We start from the raw sequence: 20,063 nt of genomic DNA, 5'->3' as shown, positions 1-20,063 counted from the left end.
AAATTAATATTAAAAACTGTAAATTATAGTATCATGAAAAATAACAAAATAAAATTTGAAGATTTTGAAACTCAAAAAATATCTAAAAATCAACAAAAAACTATTCACGGTGGTGGAGGTGACGACCCTGTAGACCCAAGTAAAGGTAACGGAAAAGGAAATGGATAATATTAGATTTTAAAAATTTAATCCCCCCGTGACTATCAAAAAAAATACGGAGCAAAATTCGAAGATTTTGAATCGAAAAATTACCTAAAAATCTACAAAATACTATTTAAGGAAATTAAAATAGATTTTTGAATTAAATATTATTCGCAAATTGAGCTGGAGATACTCCAGTTCTTTTGCGAAATGATTTTGCGAATGAAACCGCATTTTTAAACCCAACGCTTTCTGCAATAGCCTGGGTAGAATATTTTCGATACATATGATTGGTAATCATTTCGTTGATTACATAATTAATTTTAAGCTCGTTAGAATATTCCCCAAAAGATTTCCCAAATCGTTTGTTTACCACATAAGATAAATAGGTTGTATTGGTTTTTATCTTTTTGGCAACATAAGGCAAAGTAAAATCAGCATTTAAATACTCTAATTTGCTTTCGAGCGCGAGTAATTTTTCTACTATTTTATTTTCTTTGGCTTCATCAATACTTAAATTGACATTTTCTTTCTTCAACTGAATTTCCTCAGGTTCTAACAATACCTCCTCTTTTTCTTCAGGTTTAACCTGACTTTTCTTTTCGAGATTAGCTTTAAACTCTTCAATCAAAGCATTCATTTTCTTGTGCGCCTTATTTTTATCTCTTATATTTTTAATTAGCAAAAAGACAACCGTAATAAATATTAGAACATAAAAAACTTTCAAGGCTTTATTAAGGAAAACATCATATTTATATTTTTCCTGAATAGTAACCATTTCAGTAGTCAAATCTCCAACACCTAATTTATAATTTACCTCCAGGATTTGTTCGTTCAGCTTTGACTCGGAATTCTCATAATTATCCAAATATATCTTTGAGTGTTTGTAAGCTAGCTCAGGTTCCTTAAGTATGTTGTAAATTTTTGCCTGATAATAATTTGACTTCAAATAGTCTACCTGATTTGTTTTTGTAAGAGCGGCAATCGAGTCGGTTTTTCTAAAAAAAACTAAAGCCTTATCGTATTTTTTTGTTGTATAATATATGTCACCCAAATTGTAATTTGCCGTGCATATCATTTCTGGCATTTTATTTTGATGTGCTAAAAAAACAATATCGTAGTATGTTTTTTCAGCATTTGCATAATCTTTCTGCAAACTATAAATATTACCCAAACTTAATTTTGCTACAATCTTATTATCCAGGAAATTTTGAGAATAACTAACTGTTTTTTTATAAAAATATTTAGCTGAATCAAGTAAGATACCCTGATTTAAATTTTTCATATAGTAATTTTCATACGAACTCGCCAGAGTAAGATTGATATTACTTTTATTATTTAAAAATTGTGACCTGTTATATACGCCTTCATTTTTATCAACAAAATCGTTAAGTTTCCTCAGATCTTTAATAGCCAGACGATAATTACCTACAGCATCATTTATTGAAGCAATGTTATTTCTAAACTTTACAACTTGAACAATATCCCCAATTTGAATAGAAAGTTTGATTCCTTCCTGGTAGTTTTCAAGAGCTTTACTAAAATTAGCCCTTTTCCATTCTGTTAATCCTGCATAATTATATATAGATGCTTTAATCTGTATTTTGTCTCTCGACTCAGGTACTTTATCCAAATATTTTAATGCTAATTGATGTTTCTCTTTAGATTTTGCAGTATTTCCTTGCAACTGCAACAAATAAGATAAGGCTCCATTTGCAAAAGCTAAGTGTTTATTGTCATTAGAACTAGCCATTCTATTTGCATATACAAAGGCACTATCAATATTTATATTAATATTTAGCCTAATTTTATTTTGCAATACTAAGTACTCTTGTTCTGTTAAAGCCTTTTTCTGTTGAGAAACTGCCGTATTCAGAACAAAAAAAAGTAAAAAAGAGATGATCAGCCTCATTAAATTTGTTTTTTGGAATCTCAAAAATAGCGCATAAATTTTCAATAAACTAAAATTAATTTGGGTTTATACTAATTTTCTTCTTTATGTATTATAAAAATATAACAATTTAACATTGTTTTGTTATATTTTTATTGCGTAAATTTGTTTTTGTAAAAACTATCACAAATGAAACCAGATTTATTTCAAGCTCCGGATTATTACAACCTTGACGATTTATTGACAGACGAACATAAACTAGTTCGCGAATCTGCTCGTGCATGGGTAAAAAGAGAAGTTTCTCCTATTATAGAAGAATATGCTCAAAAAGCAGAATTTCCTAAACAAATTATTAAAGGACTTGGAGAAATTGGTGGTTTTGGTCCCTATATTCCTGTTGAATATGGTGGTGCCGGATTAGACCAAATTTCGTACGGTTTAATCATGCAGGAAATCGAGCGAGGGGATTCTGGCGTAAGATCAACCTCATCTGTTCAGTCTTCCTTAGTTATGTATCCTATTTGGAAATACGGAAACGAAGAACAACGCATGAAATACTTACCAAAACTGGCAACAGGAGAATTCATGGGCTGTTTTGGTTTGACTGAACCTGATCACGGTTCTGATCCGGGAAGTATGATTACCAATTTTAAAGACAAGGGAGACCATTATCTTTTAAACGGTGCCAAAATGTGGATCTCGAATGCGCCTTTTGCAGATATTGCAGTAGTTTGGGCAAAAGACGAATCAGGAAGAATTCACGGACTGATCGTTGAACGCGGAATGGAAGGCTTTACAACTCCTGAAACGCACAATAAATGGTCGCTTCGTGCATCATCAACAGGAGAATTGATTTTTGATAATGTAAAAGTTCCTAAAGAAAACTTACTACCTAATAAATCTGGTCTTGGAGCACCTCTTGGATGTCTAGATTCAGCAAGATACGGAATTGCCTGGGGAGCAATTGGTGCTGCAATGGATTGTTACGATACAGCTTTGAGATATGCAAAAGAAAGAATTCAGTTTGGAAAACCAATTGGAGGAACACAACTACAACAGAAAAAACTGGCAGAAATGATTACCGAAATCACAAAAGCACAATTATTAACCTGGCGTTTAGGCGTTTTAAGAAACGAAGGAAAAGCAACAACAGCTCAAATCTCGATGGCCAAACGTAACAATGTCGATATGGCAATTCACATTGCCCGCGAAGCCAGACAAATGCTGGGCGGCATGGGAATTACAGGCGAATATTCGATCATGAGACACATGATGAACCTCGAAAGTGTGATCACTTATGAAGGAACTCACGACATACATTTACTGATTACCGGAATGGATGTAACTGGAATTCCAGCTTTTAAATAGTAAACAACTATTAAAATATATACAAAAACAATATAAAAAAGCTTCTTCTAACCGGGAAGCTTTTTATCTTTGCCAAAAATTTACGAAAATGAATATTGAAACTATCCACAATAGCATTCAACCTCAAAAAGATCAACTTTTACAACATTCTTTATACAATAAAATTCAAAGCATCGATGACTTACATAGTTTCTTAGAAAGCCACGTTTTTGCTGTTTGGGATTTTATGTCATTATTAAAAGCATTACAAGCCAAGCTTACTTGTACTACAACTCCTTGGTTTGCAACAAAAAATCCTGAAACAAGATACTTAATCAATGAAATTGTTCTTGCCGAAGAAACTGACTTAAGCATCGACGGAAGAAGACAAAGTCATTATGAAATGTATATTGAAGCAATGGAAGATTGCGGCGCAGATACTACAGGAATCAACACCTTTTTATCTGAAGTAAATTCGCTGCATAACATTTTTGTTGCCATCAAACAAAGCACATTACACCCGGATACAAAAGCCTTTTTGGACTTTACCTTTAGAGTAATCGAAGAAGGAAAACCTCATGAAATTGCCGCTGCATTTACCTTTGGAAGAGAAGATTTAATCCCAAGTATGTTTACCGCAATCCTGAAAAACTTTCAACAAAACCTTCCGGATATTGATTTAAGCAAATTACTTTATTATTTCGAAAGACATATCGAACTTGATGCCGATGAACACGGACCACTGGCCATGCAAATGATCTCTGATTTATGCGAAGACGATGCTCAAAAATGGAAAGAAGTGGAAGAAATTTCGATCCTTGCATTAGAAAAACGAATCGGACTCTGGAATGCCATCGAAGAAGAAATCGTGATGAAAACCGAGATGGTTTAAAAACCAAAACAGGTTATATAACGTAACTATTTGTTTAAAATGATCCTGAATCTAATTAAACAAATTATGAAATCACATTTCAAACAAATAGTTATTGTTATTCTTTCTATATTCCTTTTAAGCTGCAGTTCTGACGATTCCGCATCAAAAACGGCAGTTACTCCTCCGGTGCCTGTTACTCCACCAAAAACAGAAATACCAACTACTCCCATTTCAGGCTCTGTAAAATATTTAGCTTTAGGCGATAGTTACACTATTGGACAAAGTGTTTGCGAAACCTGTCGTTTTCCTGAACAGTTAAAATCAAGTTTAAAAACAATTTACCCTCAAACCGATTTTTCATTAAAAGTCATTGCAAGAACAGGCTGGACAACTTCAAACCTGATCTCGGCTATCAACAACGAAAATCCTGATGCTACTTATGATTTGGTTACACTTTTAATTGGTGTAAACAATCAATATCAGCACATTGACTTTTCTGTCTATCAAAAAGAATTTCCGCAATTACTCAACAAAGCCATACAACTGGCAAAAGGTGACAAGAAAAACCTAATCGTAGTCTCGATTCCTGATTATGCTTATACCCCATTTGCTTCGGGTTACAGTAGTTCAAAACGCGCAGAAATTTCGAACGAAATCGACCAATACAATACTTTTGCCGAAAATACGTGTATCACAAACGGAGTCAATTTTATTTCCATCACAGATATTACACGCCAAGGCAACAGCAATTTAGTTGCTTCAGATGGTTTACATCCTTCAGAAACTGCTTATAAATTCTTTGTTAATCGTATTGTTCCTAAAGCAAAAATGATTTTGCAGGATTAGTTTTTAGAAGCATAAAATCAATTTCCAAAACACCAATTGTCCCGCTATTAGCTATATCTTTTATGGCGAACCCCGCCATAAAAGGATATCGCTACTATCGGGGCTAGACGAGATATTTTAGTTTTTTCAAGAAATTTTAGTTGGATTTCAGTAGCGTATGAAAAAGTAAATACGAATTTTACGAATTCACACGGATAAGTTCGTGGAATTAATTTCACAAACTAAATCGTGAATTAAAATTAGTGTTAATTGGTGAAATTCGTGTTCATTTTTTTCCAACTTCAAGAACTTTTGACTGGGCTTTTATTAGACTTCCAAATAAATCCGTCGAGTAAATAATGGGTAAACTGCGGTACGCTTAACAACGGAACTATTAAAAATTGCCATCCGGAAAAATCAATAGACGCTACCGAGAAGTTTTCTTTCCAAACCAGAACTTCCCATAAAAATTCTTCGGTAAAAGCAATTCCCATTAAAATCAGGATATAAATAAAAATCGCATTATAGCTTTTTAGATAACTAAAAACTCCCAAAGTCTGATTCGGTTTATTTTCGATTTCCCTAAAATAAACCAAAGCCATGTACGGAATTCCGTGAGAGACGACATTTAGTAAAGTAAAAATAAGATCGTCATTAAAATACACGATTCCAAAATACCACGAAAGCGCCGTTCCCAGAATAATGGCATTTTTAGGAATATTGATAAACCTGTTTTTTATACTTTTATGAATGGTGTAACTTACATAGATCAATAAAATCGAAACGTAAATCCAAAACAATATTTGTAATAAAAAGGCATTCTCAAAACGAAAAAACTCATTTGCCACAAACCAATTGAATTTCCTTTGCGAAGAAAAAAACCAATACAACATAGGATAACCTGTTGATGCATAAATGGCGAGATTGTCTATAATAACAGAAACTCTCGTTTTTTCTTCGTTTCTCGCATACAATCGCATGAAACCATATTGCTGCCTGATAAAATGAAAAACAGCAACATAAGCCAAAAAAGACCAGAAAACCAAACTCCCAAAAGAGAACAGAATAATGCCAATCGCGAAACAAATTGCAGGCAAAAGCAATAACCTCTTTTTGTTCTTTTTGAATTCATCAGCCACAAAATAGGTTTTGAATAAAGTCGCGTAAACGTGTGCCACATCTATAAAAACAATCAGAAAAAGCCAGGTATAAAACGAATACTTATTTTCTATTTCAGTAATATAATCCTGAAACAAAAATATAATCGCCAACACAAAAAAGGACGGACCAATGATGAACGCTAAATCGGTTTTGGCTTTATGAATCCAGGGTTGTTTCATCTAAAATTTGGTTTACAACATTAATTCCGTGATGAAAAGCTTCTTCAAAAATCGAGATCCCGGATAAATCCGTGTGGGCAAAATAGATTTTATTCTCAATACTTTTTGAAGCTGCTTCTTTGGCTTTGCCAAAAATAAAACCCGGTGCAGGACTTACCATTCCGTGGCCTAAAAGAAAAACTTCCATTTCTTCGGTACAATCTTCAATATCCGGATGTGCAATTTTAAGATCATCAAAAACGAATTGTTTCCAATATTCTTTATTCTTTTTATACAATTCCTTTCGTGATTTTCTTAAATCGGCTGAAGAGAAACTATAATAATATGTGATTACTTTTTTGGACTGAATTTGATTTAAAGACTGGTGCTGATCATATACATAACCCAAACCTTTTGCATCGTAAATAACATTATCCCACGAAAGCGGAAAACTAAAATTATCTGGTAAATCTGTGACCGTTAAGCTCGCCAAAAGCCAGGGCGTATAATGAAACTCTTTTGTAAATTCTTTTCGGTCCTTGATCAAATATTGATTCACAAACTGTGGCGTTGCCATGATTACTTTATCAGCAATAATTTCTACCGAAACTTTTTTGACATCATCAAAAGCTTTGGCAACCACTTTATTGTTTTCGACTTTAACCTCATAAACCAGATGATTTTTCAACGTTTTTTTGTCGGTATATTTTTTGAGATGAGAGGCTAATCTGGCGTTTCCTTCCGGCCAGGTCAAAACGCTTTCTTTTTTATCTGAAGATGCATCTTGTTTTCGTCCGGCAAAATAATGAATTCCAGCCCAGGCAGAAACATAATGAATCCCAAGTCCGAAATCATCTTTACAGCAATAATCAATATAATCAAACAAAGGTTTTGCTTTGAAATTATTGGTCTCAAACCATTCTTTCATCGTGATTTTATCCAAACTTCTGGTCTGAATATCTTCTGAAGAAAGACGAAGCGGAATATCAAATAAATACTTGCCATCATTTCCTTTTCCTTCACGAAAAGTATCCATTAATTTAAAAAAACGTTGGAATTCCAGATCCTGATCTTTAGAGTTTCCTTCTTTTGGGACAACACCTTCCTGCCAGTTGTTTTTATAAAATAAACGTTCATCAGGAGCAAAAGACAATTGCAATTCATCAAAAACAGGCAATCCTTTTGAGTCGTAACTTAATATGATTTTTTCTTCTTCAAGAAATTGCAACAATTCTTTATCCTTAAAATTAGGCAAAGGCAAATAATGCGCACCCAAAGGAAATTTAGAATATTTATTTTCTCCGTTTGAAGAGTTTCCGCCCAAATGACTTTCTAATTCAAGCATCAAAAAATCAGAAATTCCTTTTTTATGAAATTGTCTTGCAGCGCTTAATCCTGAAATTCCGCCGCCAACAATTAAATATGGAATATGAATTTGAGTTGTTGGTTTTGGGAAATCTTTTATCCATAATCGATGCCCCAAAAGATGATTGGTTCCGGACAAACGAAGCAGCAGCTGGATAATTTTATCGGAACAAAATTGCAGAAACGGAATTAACAATAAAGAAGCTCCAATTCCTTTTACAAAACTGCGTCTTGATTTACTGTAATTTTCCCCATTCTTCATCAAAATAGCGTACTAAAATTTGGTTGTCTAATCGATTGATTTCAACTTCATTTGAGATCATATCGTTAGTAAAATAATTGAATCTGTCGAATTGGTAATTGTAGAATCTCAATCCGTCAGCTTTTCGGTTTACATTATTAAAAGTAGTTCCAAAACCGTTGATGGCGATCGTGTAACCCCATTCTCCAAACGAAGGAACATAAGCATGATACGCATCGACCTGAGGAAAAACCTGCATGACCGTTTTATTGATACACCAAAACGATTTTGGCGCAAAATAAGGCGAAGTCGTCTGAATGACAACCGCTGCATCCGGCTGCAAAATTGTTTTTAGGGTTTGATAAAAATTCAAAGAATACAGCTTTCCTAAGCTATAATTGGACGGATCGGGAAAATCGATAATGGCAACATCAAACTTTTCGGTACACGTTTTTGCCCAAATATAAGCATCAGTATTAATTACGGTAACTTTTGGGTTGTTAAGCGAACCTTTATTAAAATCTGTCAAGACTTTGTTGGTTTTAAACAATTTTGTCATTCCCTGATCAAGATCAACCAAAGTGACTTTTTCGACGTCTTTGTATTTTAAAATCTCACGGACGGCCAAACCATCACCTCCGCCCAAAACCAAAACATGTTTGACATTTTTGGCAATCGACATTACGGGATGCACTAAGGCTTCGTGGTAACGATATTCATCGGCTGAACTAAATTGTAGGTTGTTGTTTAGATAAAGCCTGTAATCGCTCTTATTATGCGTTAAAACAATTCTCTGATAAGGAGTTGAGTTTGTATAAATGATATTTTCTCCGTAAAGCTTTCCTTCTGAGTAAGCTAAAATTTTATCTGAAAAGATAAAAACGCCTAACAAAATTGCAAACGAAAAAATGGCTTTTGCTTTTAAAAAATAACTATTCTTTAATTCTCTCTTTAAAAGAAAACATAAAACAATGGCAATACTTACGTTGATCATCCCAAAGAACAGCGAAGTTCCCATGATTCCTAATTTCGGAACCAGAATCAACGGAAACAATATCGACGCTAATAAAGCCCCAATATAATCGAAGGTAAATACATTAGAAACGAGATCTCTAAATTCGACTTTGTCTTTCAGGATATTCATTAATAACGGAATTTCTAACCCGACCAAAAATCCGGTTATAAAAACCAGTAAATACAAAATGAACTGAAAGTACTCGACACTTTCGAACAATAAAAATAAAACTACTGAACTCAAACCGCCAATTAAACCGACTAATATCTCGATTTCGACAAAAGTGTTCAGTAAATTTTTATGAAAAAACTTAGAGAAAAAAGAGCCAATACCCATTGAAAACAGGTAAACGCCAATAATAAATGAAAATTGTTTGACTGAATCGCCTAATAAATAACTGGCCAGAGTACCTGCAACAAGCTCATAAATAAGCCCGCAGGTCGCAATAACAAATACGGCAAACAGCAATAAAAATTCAAACTTAATAAACTTTTTACCCATGAATTGCGGCACTAATAATCATTGAAATACCAATGATAAATGCTGCCAAAACAATAGCAACAGCAATATTATTTTTCTCGACAACCTCTTTCCAGGTGTTTTCGGGAGTCATTTTTTCGATAATAAAATAAGCTGCTATCAAGATAACAAACCCTAAAACTGAATAAATGATCGAATTAACGATAGGCTGATAATGTACTAAATCCATAATCTAAAAATTTATTTATGATAAAAATGGTTAACTGAACTACGACTTCCTGACGTACTATATTTTTCTGTGGTTTCGCAATCGCAAATCCTGTTTCCGGAATAAGCAAAATACAAATACGCGGCAAAGCAAAATAACCCTATTGCAAGTGCGGCTAAATTATTCTTTAAAAAATCAAAAATACTTTTCATAATTGTTATTCGCTGTAGGGAGAGTAAGAGCTATCTTCCCATCTGGTTTTTTCAAAATTAATTTTAAAATATCGTATCACGACATACACCACAATCATGAATATAGCAATGATCCATACGTTTCGACTCGAAGGCTGATTCCACACCACTTTCACTTTCATTGCCGTATTTTTATTGTCTTCGGGTGCTTTTAATGGTTTTATCAAAAGGTGGTATTTTCCTTCTTTAACTCCGCAAATATTAAATTTTTCAGACCAGTTTCCTTCGGTCCAGCTTTCGCCATCTTCGTAACCGTGATAATACTCAATATCTTTATTGGCATGAATTTCATCATTAGTGGTTTCATTTACCAGCGCAACATCTACATTCGCCCATGAATTATCGACATCTGTTGACACGCGAACGGTAATGGGAGCCGAACCTCCTTTTAGTACAAATGATTCACTTGTAACTTCTTTATCGTTAAAATCAGTAAAAGCTATGGCTTTATCAAATACAGTTTGCTCCGCCTGATCTTTATAAATATACCAGTTTGCCGTAATGATCATCAAAAGAAAAATGCAAAATATAATCGCCATATTATTCACATCAAAATAATAAGGCTGAACCATATTTACACCTCTCTGATAAGGTAAATTAGCTTGCGGGAATGCCTTTTTAATTTCTTTTTTACTAATATATTCTCCAAGAAAAGCGGTTTCGACACCATTCATTTTTTCGATAGAAATCATCAAAGGCGGTTGAATATATTCTGTCAGATGGACTCTTTTGACAGGCAATTCAAAATCAAAAAAACCTGCGGCATTGTCTATATCTGTATCCGAATATTCATAAAGATGAAAAGAACTGCTCTGGTATGTTATAGATTTTGGATGGGTTCGTACATCGAATTTCTCTTCCATTTCGGTCAAAAATATCCAATGCCCGTCTGATTCAGAAAGATAAACAAAATCACCGGCATCATTTTTCAGGATATATTCTCTCCAATGATAACCTCCGTTGACCTTTTTGGTTATCGCACCGGTAACCATATATTCGGCGCCTTTTAAAAAACCTTTATCTCCAATTTTAAAATCAAAATGGTTTATCTCTGGTTTAAATTTCGATCTTGAACGAAGCTGTCCTTCGCTATCTGCCCAATATAAACTATGACAATTGGGGCAGACAAAATTTACTACTTTAAAACCAACTTCTAATTCGGTAACGGTATTACAATCGTAACAAGGAACTTTCATATACTAACGGTTAATTTCAAAATCTTTTATAATTGTTCCTTCAAAATAAGCAATATAATGGGCCATAACATCGCGTACTTTTTGTGAATTATCCTGTTGATAATTGCACAAATAAACATCTAAAGTAAGCTGATTGTATTCTGGCCAGGTGTGTATACAAATATGAGATTCTTTAAGGCAAAACGAAATCGTGAAGCTGTCATTGTCAAAATCATGAACAATAACGCCTACTTTCTCGAGACTGTATTGCTCTAAAATAGAATTGGTTATCGCAACAAAACCCTGACTATCTGTTAGTTTTTGAGTTTTAGCGACATGCAAAGTAACTAGTTTATGTAAGCCCGGTGAATAAGGGGGTAAATCCATTAAAATATTTATATACGGGACCAAATATATAATATTTTTAGATAATTTTAACAAGAAGCGCTTTTCTAATTCAATCAATTTTATAATCAGAATAAAGTGCAAAAAATCATAGTTCGGAAATTATCCTTAATTTTGTAAAAGTCGGCTTTTTAAGATTTAAACAATGCAGGTTTCACCATCAAAAGAATTAGCGCCATATATAAAACATTATCTTTTTTTGGATAGTGCAGCAACCGCTATACAAAAACTGCGCTTGTTTTCTGATGGTAATACCGGGCTTGTATTTTCTTTAAAAAACAAACTTATTTCTGGTCTTGACAATTATGAAGTAAAGAATTATTTGCCAACTTCTTTTATATACGGACAACTGGACGGTTTTAAAGACATTTATTCTGATAATGAAATTTCATTAATAATTGTCGTTTTTCAGCCCAACGGAATACATCAATTGTTAGGAATTCCGGCCAACGAATTTCAGGATGCTATTATTCCGGTTGAAGATGTATTGGGTCAAAAAGCGTCTATACTTCAGGAGCAATTATCGGAACAAAATAATCAGGGAAGAATTGAACATCTGAATCAATTTTTCAGCGCCTTGATCGTTACAAAACCAATTTCAAATCAGTTTATCATCAACAATTCTTTAGATTTTATTATTGCTAATAAAGGAGATTTCACTCTAAAACAATTGGTGGATTATACCGGTTATACCGAAAGACATTTGGAAAGAAAATTTAAAGAATGCATTGGGTTAAATCCGAAAAAATTTGGCAACGTTATAAGGCTACATCATTTCTTAAAACTGCTAAAATACAAATCTCAGGAAACCAATCTCACCACTATTTGTTATGATGCCGGATTTTCTGATCAATCTCATCTGATAAAAGAATTTAGAAAACATACCGGAATAACGCCGAAAGAATATTTAGTGAGCACCGGAAAATTAACCAACAACCTCATCAAAACTTCTGTTTCAGGTTTATTTTAAAATGTCGGTTTTATACAATTTATAGAATTCTATGAACGCTACTTTTGACTTTCATTAATAGCGTACAATATGAAAAATCTAAAAATAGCCACAGCTCAGTTCGAGAATAAAAGCGGTGATAAAAATTATAATTTATCTGTAATCGAAAAACTTTCTGCAAAAGCAGCTAATGAAAGTTGCGATGTAATTTCGTTTCATGAATGTTCGATCACCGGATATACTTTTGCAAGACATTTATCGAAAGAACAAATGCTGGACATAGCCGAAATTATCCCTACTGGAGAAAGCATTTTAAAACTTACTGAAATTGCTAAAAAGAATGACATTGTAATTCTTGCCGGACTTTTTGAAAAAGATGAAAACGACAATCTTTTCAAAGCTTATGTTTGTGTTGATAAAAATGGTCTGGTTGCCAAATATAGAAAACTGCATCCGTTTATAAACCCATATTTGACGCCCGGAGATCGTTATTGTATTTTTGAAATTAAAGGCTGGAAATGCGGAATCCTTATTTGCTACGACAATAATATTATCGAAAATGTGCGTGCGACAAAACTTTTGGATGCTGATATTATTTTTATGCCTCATGTCACGATGTGCACGCCTTCTACCCGACCTGGTGCCGGTTTTGTTGCGCCTGAACTTTGGGAAAACCGCGAAGCCGATCCTACTTCTTTACGACTGGAATTTGACGGAATGAAAGGCAGGGACTGGCTCATGAAATGGTTACCGGCAAGAGCATATGACAATGCTATTTATGCCGTTTTTTCGAACCCAATTGGCATGGATGACGATCAATTGAAAAATGGATGTTCGATGATTATTGATCCGTTTGGAGATATTCTGGCCGAATGTCGAACTTTTGATGACTCTTTTGCAACCGCAATTCTTACTCCTGAAAAAAATACTCAGGCTGGAGGAAGTCGCTACATAAAAGCGAGAAGACCAGAATTATACCGCGATATTATTGGGCAAGATCATAAATCTGAACAAAATGTAGTTTGGTTAAACTCTGATAAAAAAAGTTAAAACTAAGATTTTTACTGGCATTACGCCTATGAAAATCTACCTTTGCAGGATTCATTAATCCAAAGAATACAAGCCCATAATGGAATTTTTTAAAACTACAAATGAAGATATCGATGCTGTTTTCGATATTTATAATCAAGCTACATCTTATCAAAAAACGGTCAACAATAAAAGCTGGAGAGGTTTTGAAAGAGCTTTAATCGAAAAAGAAATTGCTGAAAACCGTCATTTTATAATCAAAGAAGAAAACGAAGTTGCCTGTACATTTGTACTTACTTTTAATGATTTAATTATTTGGAAAGAAGCAAGTAAAGATCCCGCTGTATATCTTCATCGTATTGCAACAAACCCAAAATTCAGAGGGCAATCGTATGTTAAAAAAATTATCGAATGGGTAAAAATATATGCCAAAGAAAACGGCAAGGAATACATTCGACTTGACACACATAGCGGAAACGAAAGAATAAACAAATACTATACAAGCTGTGGTTTCGAATACAAAGGAATCAGCACAATCGAATGGACGAGCGAATTACCGGAACATTATAAAGAAGGTTCTTTTAGTTTGTTTGAGATTAAGATTTAGATTTAGAACTAACAGGTTTTAAACACCTGTTAGGTCTGTCTCTTATTAATAGTTTTTTTTCAAAATTATTTTGCTTCCCAAAAGCAACGTTTAGGAGAAACTATTGAACCTTCGTCCTTCAGCATTTTCATTGCTTTATCTACATCTTTACGATCTAATTTAGTTAGCTCAACTACTTTACCTGCGTTTAACGGCTGTTGGGCTTTTTTCATCGCCTCTAATACCTGATTTTTGATTTCCATATTTCTCATTTTCATTTAAAACGTAAAAATAGTAAATATTTTCTTATTAAAATAAAGTACTATACAAACCTTACTCTTGTAAGTCAGTCCGATTTTTTTTAGAATTAATGAAAATCAATTATTTATAATGAAAGAAAAAACTCATAATGAAAACATTTGTTCGATTGATAATGCTATTTTACAATTATAAATTCAGTTATCACATTTAAAACAAGAACATTAAATTCAGTTAGGTTACATTTGGATAAATGCGCCAAAAAAACATGAGTGAAAAAAAGATTATTCCAGCTGATAAAAATACTTTTTCTGACAAGAATAAAACAAATCACAATGACGAATTGTTGTTGGTTAATAAAAGACTCGCCCAACAAATAGAAGAACGAAAAAAACGTGCTGCAGAGCTGATTATTGCTAATAAAGAACTCGCTTTTCAAAACAAAGAAAAAGAGAAACGTGCTGCCGAACTCGTTATCGCAAATACAGAACTGGCCTACCAAAACCAGGAAAAAGAAGACCGAGCGGCTGAACTTATTATTGCGAATAAAGAACTAACCTTTCAGAATCAAGAAAAAGGAAAACGTGCTGCAGAATTGGTTATTGCCAACACAGAACTAGCATATCAGAATAAAGAAAAAGAAAAACGCGCTGCTGAACTTCTTATTGCCAATGCAGAACTGGCGTATCAAAATCAGGAAAAAGAAGATCGCGCTGCCGAACTTGTTATTGCAAATACAGAACTGGCGTATCAAAACAAAGAGAAACAAAAACGGGCAGATGAATTAAGCATTGCGAATTCTGAGCTATTATTTCAAAATAAAGAAAAAGAAAAGCGTGCTGCCGAATTGGTTATTGCAAATACTGAACTGGCCTACCAAAACCAGGAAAAAGAAGATCGTGCTGCCGAACTTGTCATTGCCAATAAAGAACTAACTTTTCAGAATAAAGAAAAAGAAAAAAGAGCCGCAGAACTCGTTATTGCCAATAAAGAACTGGCGTATCAGAACAAGGAAAAAGAAAAGCGCGCCGCTGAACTTCTTATAGCTAACACAGAACTTACTTTCCAGAACAATGAAAAAGAAAAACGCGCTGCCGAATTAATCCTCGCCAACAACGAACTTGAAGCTTTTACCTATATTTCAAGTCATCATTTGCAGGAACCTTTGAGGAAAATACAGGTTTTCGCAGACCGAATTTCAACTGATGAACATCAAAATTTAACAGATAAAGGAAAATATTATTTTGAACGAATAGAAGTTGCTGCCTTTCATATGCAGGCACTTATAAATGATTTATTGACTTATTCAAGAACTAGTGTAACCGAAAAGAAATTTGAGAACGTCAATCTTAATGCTATTATAGATAAAGTACTAGAAGATTTAAAAAAAGAAATTATAACTAAAAAAGCTATTGTCGAAATATCCGGAAATTGTAGCGCGTTTATAATTCCGTCGCAGTTTCATCAATTGATATACAATTTAGTGAGTAATTCTCTGAAATTCTCCACAAAAGAAAAAGCACCTCATATTACGATCGAAAGTATTTATACAAAACCAACGACAAAGAAAAATAAATCATCGGCTGATTATTGCCACATTATTATAAGCGATAACGGTATTGGATTTGACCCTCAGTTTGAAAGCCGCGTTTTCGAGATGTTCCAACAGCTGAACAATAAAACCGATTATAAAGGAACCGGGATTGGTCTTGCCATTTCGAAAAAAATTGTAGAAAATCATAATGGGGTTATTACCGCAACCGGTAAACTGCATCACGGAGCTAAATTTGATATTTATATTCCGGTGGTGTAAAATAAAAAAATCTTTTGTGAGATTTTTACAAAAGACTTTTTCAAAAATCCGTTTTATTTATTTTTAAGTCTGTCTTCTAAACGTTTCAGTTCTTCAAAATCTTGTTCATCTGCTTTTTTAGCATCGACATGTTTTCGCTGTTTATGAAAGGCTTCATAAATAGCATCTACTTTTTCTTCCATCTGCAAATGAGTCACATTACCTTTGTGGGTAAGAACTTCTTTATCGTTAAACTCTATAATTCTGTCAACATTTGTTTTCCAGAAATTCATTGTAATATCTTGCCTGTTTTTTGCTCTCAATTCAGCAGTTTCAAGAAATACAACTACAAAACGATTTAGTGTGTCTATTTCATCAACAGTAAGATAATTTTTTGCTATATAAATATCTTGTTTACGTACAATATTTCCTTTCCAGTTTGTTAATGCCATATTTGGTGCATCGGCATTAGCCCGTGAAACAATTATTTCAGCTGCCGTTTTTCTTGTAATTGCATATAACATTTTATTTTGTGTATCAGCAAAAAACATTTGGGTAGCTTTATCCGTAGTGTCATAGTCACTGCTTAAAGTAAACAAATCGCGAATTTTTTGATAAAATCTTTTTTCAGAAGCCCGAATATCCCTAATTCGTGCGAGTAATTCATCAAAGTAATCCGATCTTCCGTTTGGGTTTTTAAGGCGTTCATCATCCATAACAAAACCCTTAATCATATATTCCTGCAGGTTTTGATTTGCCCATTGTCTAAACTGGGTTCCTCTTTTACTTCGCACTCTAAAACCGATTGCCAAGATCATAGCTAAAGAATAGAATGCAACATTATATTTTTTACCATCAGAGGCAGTTGTCAAGTAATCTTTTATAACTGAATATTCATCTAACTCCTTATCTTTAAAGACATTTATAATATGCAGACTTATATTTTGCTTAGAGGTGTCAAAAAGTTCTGCTAGTTGATTTTGGTTCATCCACACATCTCCATCTCTAGCGAGAAGAATCACATTAGACTTTCCATCGGCAGTATTGTAAAAAATAAGTTCTTGTTTTTCCATCTTAAAAAGAAGTTTTTCATTGAGATCATTACAAAAGAAACAATAGATCTAATAATTAGAGAAAGTTAATAAAAAAACCCCGAAATACAGATTTCGGGGTTTGGTATTATTTAACTTAAAAAATTTGCAGAGAGGATGGGATTCGAACCCACGATACAGTTACCCATATACTAGCTTTCCAGGCTAGCTCCTTCAACCACTCGGACACCTCTCTAAATTGGTCTGCAAAGAACACAAAAAAATCTGACTTAGAAAAACAAAATCTGATATTACTTTACATACTTTTTCTAAATTCTTCCATAAACAATTTTACGGCCTTTTTTTGATAAGCTCCTTCGATCGTTAACATAAAGGAATCTCTTTGCGTTGGAACTCCTGTAATGGCTATTGCTTTTAGATTATCCCAGCCTTTTAGGGCTTTCTCGGTTACAATTGTCACCCAATCGCTCTCTTCTACCAATTGCAAAAGGGCATGAACTGCATTTAATTCGATCGAAACTTTGGGTTTCATATTATTTTTTAAAAACAATTCATCCAGAAATTCTCTTGAACTAAATCCTCTTACAGGCAAAACAAGCGGATATTCCCCTATTTTTTTAAAGGAAATTTTATCTAAAGTCGCCAACGGATGTGTTTTTGCAACCGCCATAACCAGATTTGACCTAAATAATGGGATTTTCTGAATGGTTTCTTTTATCTCTTTGGATGAAATTACCAAAACCAAATCCAGCTCATTATTTAATAATTTAGTTTCTAAAGGTTCCGTTGAGCCATATTCAACCACAATCTTTAAATTCGGATATGTTTTTGCAAACAAGTTGACGATGGGCAAAACCAAAAGTCCAAAAATGTAGGTAACGCCAATTCGTAATTCTCCGCCAATCATTTGGTTCAAATCATCGATCGCCTGTTTACCACTTTGCACATTTTCGATTACTTGTTTGGCATGAATCAGGAATACAGATCCCGCTTCGGTAAGCTGCACTTTCTTTCCAATCCTTATAAATAAAGGCATCCCGAGTTCTTCCTCTAACTTTTTTATTTGTTGCGACAAGCCCGATTGTGTGACAAAACACAATTCGGCTGCTTTTGTAAAATGCAGTACTTCAGCCGTTTTAATAAAATATTCTAATTGATAAATTTCCATATCGATAAGTTTTAATACTCATTATCAGTAAAATTATTAATTTTTCTAATGAAATACTAATTCCGAACTTTGTAAAAAAATATCAGGCATCATGTTTAAAGCGTTAAAATCAAAAAACTTCAAGTTATTCTTTTACGGACAATCGGTTTCGGTAATTGGCACCTGGCTTCAAAAAACAGCCGTAAGTTGGATGGTTTACAGCGTTACGGGTTCTGTTTTTTTATTAGGATTAGCGACTTTTTTGAGTATGATTCCGTCTTTATTTCTGGCACCTTTGGCAGGAAGTATTATTGGGCGTTATGATAAACACCGCGCCATGATCTTATTACAATCTTTGGCAATGCTTCAGGCCGGAGCTTTGGCATTAATGATTTACTTAAAAATATACAACATCAATTTTATTCTGGCCTTAAGTTTAATTCAGGGAATCATCAATTCTTTCGACATGACTTGCAGACAAACCATGATGATTGATATTGTAGATAATGAAGAAGATTTGCCAAATGCGGTTGCCCTAAACTCCACATTAAATAATTTTGCCCGAATTGCCGGTCCTGCATTAGCCGGAATTATTCTGCACAATTACGGGGAAGACATTTGTTTTATTGGAAACTTTTTAAGCTACATTCCTGTTCTGATTTCGTTATTGATGATGAAAATCACACCGCATATTAAAGCAACGGAAAAAATGAAAATGTATGATGATTTTATTGAAGGATTGGATTACGTGAGAAAAGAAACCGAAATGGCCAAAATGCTTCTGATGTTAATGTGCAGCAGTTTGTTTGTGATTTCTTTTAATACTTTAATGCCGGTTTTTGCGAAAGATATTTTTAGCGGAAATGCTCAAACTTTCAGTTGGTTCGAAAGCGCCGCCGGAATTGGATCTATTTTATCAGCTATTTATTTGGCTAATCTTAAAAAAGCAGATAATATGGGGAAAATAATGATTGCTGCCAGTTTATTATTAGGTTTTAGCATCATTATCCTCGCCTATTCGAATAGTTTAACTGTTGCACTTATTTGTATGGCGTTGAGTGGTGTGGGTATGATGGCACAAACCTCATCTATCAATATTTACATTCAGACACAAAGTACGGTAAACATGCGTTCCAGAAGTATTAGTTACTATTTGATGGCGTATCAGGGAATGATTCCTGTTGGAAGTTTGATTATTGGCTATGTTTCACATATTATAGGAACCAGAAATACAGTGGCGATTCAGGGAATTATTTGTATTCTTTCGGTGATTGTTTATGTGTATTATAAAAGACATAGTTCTGAGGAAGAATTGGAGAGTTGTCAGGTTGAATACAGAAATACCAAAATTTAAATTCCAAATTCCAAGGAAAGCGTGATTTAAACCATATAAGTGATATAAGAAATTATAAGTTAAGGTTAAATAATCTCAATCTGGATTCCAATTATCTACAATTTTGTCATTTCGACCGGAGGGAGAAATCCTCGTTATAAACTCGACAAAGATTGGCTTTTAGGAACGGAGCTACTTGCGAGGATTTATCGTTCCTCGAAATGACAAACTGGATATAAAACACTTTAATTAAATGAACTTACATCACTTATATAGTAAAGAACTTTAAAGCGAAAAGGAAACTCCAATTACTAAAAAAATTCCAAATTCCAATCTTGAGATTTAATTCTCGTTTTTGGAATTTGGAATTTAATATTGAA

The 20,063-nt window shown here is 33.7% G+C and carries 19 protein-coding genes and 1 tRNA gene; 9 read left to right on the top strand and 11 right to left on the bottom strand.

Annotated features, from left to right (window positions below):
* Window positions 1–33 precede the first annotated feature (33 nt).
* Window positions 34–168: an rSAM-modified peptide gene (locus LNP81_RS07110; protein WP_230034560.1), complete on the top strand. Its 135-nt coding sequence runs from the start codon at window positions 34–36 to the stop codon at window positions 166–168.
* A gap of 133 nt (window positions 169–301) precedes the next feature.
* On the opposite strand, the gene LNP81_RS07105 is transcribed toward LNP81_RS07110, so the two are convergent.
* Complete coding sequence (locus tag LNP81_RS07105) at window positions 302–2,053, bottom strand: helix-turn-helix domain-containing protein (protein ID WP_230034558.1); 1,752 nt, start codon at window positions 2,051–2,053, stop codon at window positions 302–304.
* 168 nt (window positions 2,054–2,221) lie between these two features.
* Between LNP81_RS07105 and LNP81_RS07100 the strand changes: the two genes are divergently transcribed.
* The 3 genes from LNP81_RS07100 (at window position 2,222) to LNP81_RS07090 (ending at window position 5,099) form a co-directional block, all read left to right on the top strand.
* Window positions 2,222–3,400 carry an acyl-CoA dehydrogenase family protein gene (locus tag LNP81_RS07100; protein ID WP_065451550.1) on the top strand — a complete coding sequence of 393 codons (1,179 nt, stop codon included), beginning with the start codon at window positions 2,222–2,224 and terminating at the stop codon, window positions 3,398–3,400.
* An 88-nt stretch (window positions 3,401–3,488) separates the two neighbouring features.
* Window positions 3,489–4,271 carry a DUF3050 domain-containing protein gene (locus LNP81_RS07095; RefSeq protein WP_230034556.1) on the top strand — a complete coding sequence of 261 codons (783 nt, stop codon included), beginning with the start codon at window positions 3,489–3,491 and terminating at the stop codon, window positions 4,269–4,271.
* 66 nt (window positions 4,272–4,337) lie between these two features.
* The gene (locus tag LNP81_RS07090; protein ID WP_230034554.1) at window positions 4,338–5,099 is read left to right on the top strand and encodes an SGNH/GDSL hydrolase family protein; all 762 of its coding nucleotides are present in this window, start codon (window positions 4,338–4,340) and stop codon (window positions 5,097–5,099) included.
* Between the two features lie 281 nt (window positions 5,100–5,380).
* On the opposite strand, the gene LNP81_RS07085 is transcribed toward LNP81_RS07090, so the two are convergent.
* From LNP81_RS07085 to LNP81_RS07060, 6 genes are all read right to left on the bottom strand, one after another.
* Complete coding sequence (locus LNP81_RS07085) at window positions 5,381–6,418, bottom strand: hypothetical protein (protein ID WP_230034552.1); 1,038 nt, start codon at window positions 6,416–6,418, stop codon at window positions 5,381–5,383.
* Window positions 6,396–8,024 carry an NAD(P)/FAD-dependent oxidoreductase gene (locus LNP81_RS07080; RefSeq protein ID WP_230034550.1) on the bottom strand — a complete coding sequence of 543 codons (1,629 nt, stop codon included), beginning with the start codon at window positions 8,022–8,024 and terminating at the stop codon, window positions 6,396–6,398. The genes LNP81_RS07085 and LNP81_RS07080 overlap by 23 nt, the downstream gene beginning before the upstream one ends.
* Window positions 7,999–9,519, bottom strand: a complete 1,521-nt coding sequence (locus LNP81_RS07075) for a polyamine aminopropyltransferase (RefSeq protein ID WP_230034548.1) — start codon at window positions 9,517–9,519, stop codon at window positions 7,999–8,001. Before LNP81_RS07075 ends, LNP81_RS07080 begins: the two co-directional genes overlap by 26 nt.
* A complete protein-coding gene (locus LNP81_RS07070) occupies window positions 9,512–9,727 on the bottom strand; it encodes a DUF350 domain-containing protein (protein WP_230034546.1) in 216 nt (71 codons plus the stop codon). Before LNP81_RS07070 ends, LNP81_RS07075 begins: the two co-directional genes overlap by 8 nt.
* 196 nt (window positions 9,728–9,923) lie before the next feature.
* A complete protein-coding gene (locus tag LNP81_RS07065) occupies window positions 9,924–11,153 on the bottom strand; it encodes a DUF4178 domain-containing protein (RefSeq protein WP_230034544.1) in 1,230 nt (409 codons plus the stop codon).
* Window positions 11,154–11,156: 3 nt separating this feature from the next.
* Complete coding sequence (locus tag LNP81_RS07060; RefSeq protein WP_230034542.1) at window positions 11,157–11,519, bottom strand: S-adenosylmethionine decarboxylase family protein; 363 nt, start codon at window positions 11,517–11,519, stop codon at window positions 11,157–11,159.
* 163 nt (window positions 11,520–11,682) lie between these two features.
* Between LNP81_RS07060 and LNP81_RS07055 the strand changes: the two genes are divergently transcribed.
* The 3 genes from LNP81_RS07055 to LNP81_RS07045 all read left to right on the top strand — a co-directional run bounded on the left by LNP81_RS07055 (window position 11,683) and on the right by LNP81_RS07045 (window position 14,122).
* Window positions 11,683–12,507 (top strand): AraC family transcriptional regulator, encoded by an 825-nt coding sequence (locus LNP81_RS07055; RefSeq protein WP_230034540.1) that lies wholly within the window; start codon window positions 11,683–11,685, stop codon window positions 12,505–12,507.
* Window positions 12,508–12,576: 69 nt separating this feature from the next.
* Window positions 12,577–13,536: a nitrilase family protein gene (locus tag LNP81_RS07050; protein WP_230034538.1), complete on the top strand. Its 960-nt coding sequence runs from the start codon at window positions 12,577–12,579 to the stop codon at window positions 13,534–13,536.
* Window positions 13,537–13,615: 79 nt separating this feature from the next.
* The gene (locus tag LNP81_RS07045; protein WP_230034536.1) at window positions 13,616–14,122 is read left to right on the top strand and encodes a GNAT family N-acetyltransferase; all 507 of its coding nucleotides are present in this window, start codon (window positions 13,616–13,618) and stop codon (window positions 14,120–14,122) included.
* A gap of 65 nt (window positions 14,123–14,187) precedes the next feature.
* On the opposite strand, the gene LNP81_RS07040 is transcribed toward LNP81_RS07045, so the two are convergent.
* Window positions 14,188–14,373 (bottom strand): transcriptional regulator, encoded by a 186-nt coding sequence (locus LNP81_RS07040; RefSeq protein WP_230034534.1) that lies wholly within the window; start codon window positions 14,371–14,373, stop codon window positions 14,188–14,190.
* Window positions 14,374–14,627: 254 nt separating this feature from the next.
* Here LNP81_RS07040 and LNP81_RS07035 point away from each other — a divergent pair, with 254 nt between their 5' ends.
* On the top strand, window positions 14,628–16,172 hold the full coding sequence (locus LNP81_RS07035) for a sensor histidine kinase (RefSeq protein ID WP_230034532.1): 1,545 nt from the start codon (window positions 14,628–14,630) through the stop codon (window positions 16,170–16,172).
* Between the two features lie 53 nt (window positions 16,173–16,225).
* On the opposite strand, the gene LNP81_RS07030 is transcribed toward LNP81_RS07035, so the two are convergent.
* The 3 genes from LNP81_RS07030 to LNP81_RS07020 all read right to left on the bottom strand — a co-directional run bounded on the left by LNP81_RS07030 (window position 16,226) and on the right by LNP81_RS07020 (window position 18,371).
* Window positions 16,226–17,224, bottom strand: coding sequence for a virulence RhuM family protein (locus LNP81_RS07030; RefSeq protein WP_230034530.1), 999 nt, complete (start codon window positions 17,222–17,224; stop codon window positions 16,226–16,228).
* 127 nt (window positions 17,225–17,351) lie between these two features.
* Window positions 17,352–17,438: transfer RNA gene (locus LNP81_RS07025), tRNA-Ser, on the bottom strand.
* 60 nt (window positions 17,439–17,498) lie between these two features.
* Window positions 17,499–18,371: a LysR substrate-binding domain-containing protein gene (locus LNP81_RS07020; RefSeq protein ID WP_065451561.1), complete on the bottom strand. Its 873-nt coding sequence runs from the start codon at window positions 18,369–18,371 to the stop codon at window positions 17,499–17,501.
* 91 nt (window positions 18,372–18,462) lie between these two features.
* Between LNP81_RS07020 and LNP81_RS07015 the strand changes: the two genes are divergently transcribed.
* A complete protein-coding gene (locus LNP81_RS07015; protein ID WP_230034528.1) occupies window positions 18,463–19,704 on the top strand; it encodes an MFS transporter in 1,242 nt (413 codons plus the stop codon).
* Window positions 19,705–20,063: the final 359 nt, after the last annotated feature.

It is taken from the genome of Flavobacterium piscisymbiosum, assembly GCF_020905295.1.
Lineage (GTDB): Bacteria > Bacteroidota > Bacteroidia > Flavobacteriales > Flavobacteriaceae > Flavobacterium > Flavobacterium piscisymbiosum.
This window is presented reverse-complemented; position numbering and strand designations above follow the sequence as displayed.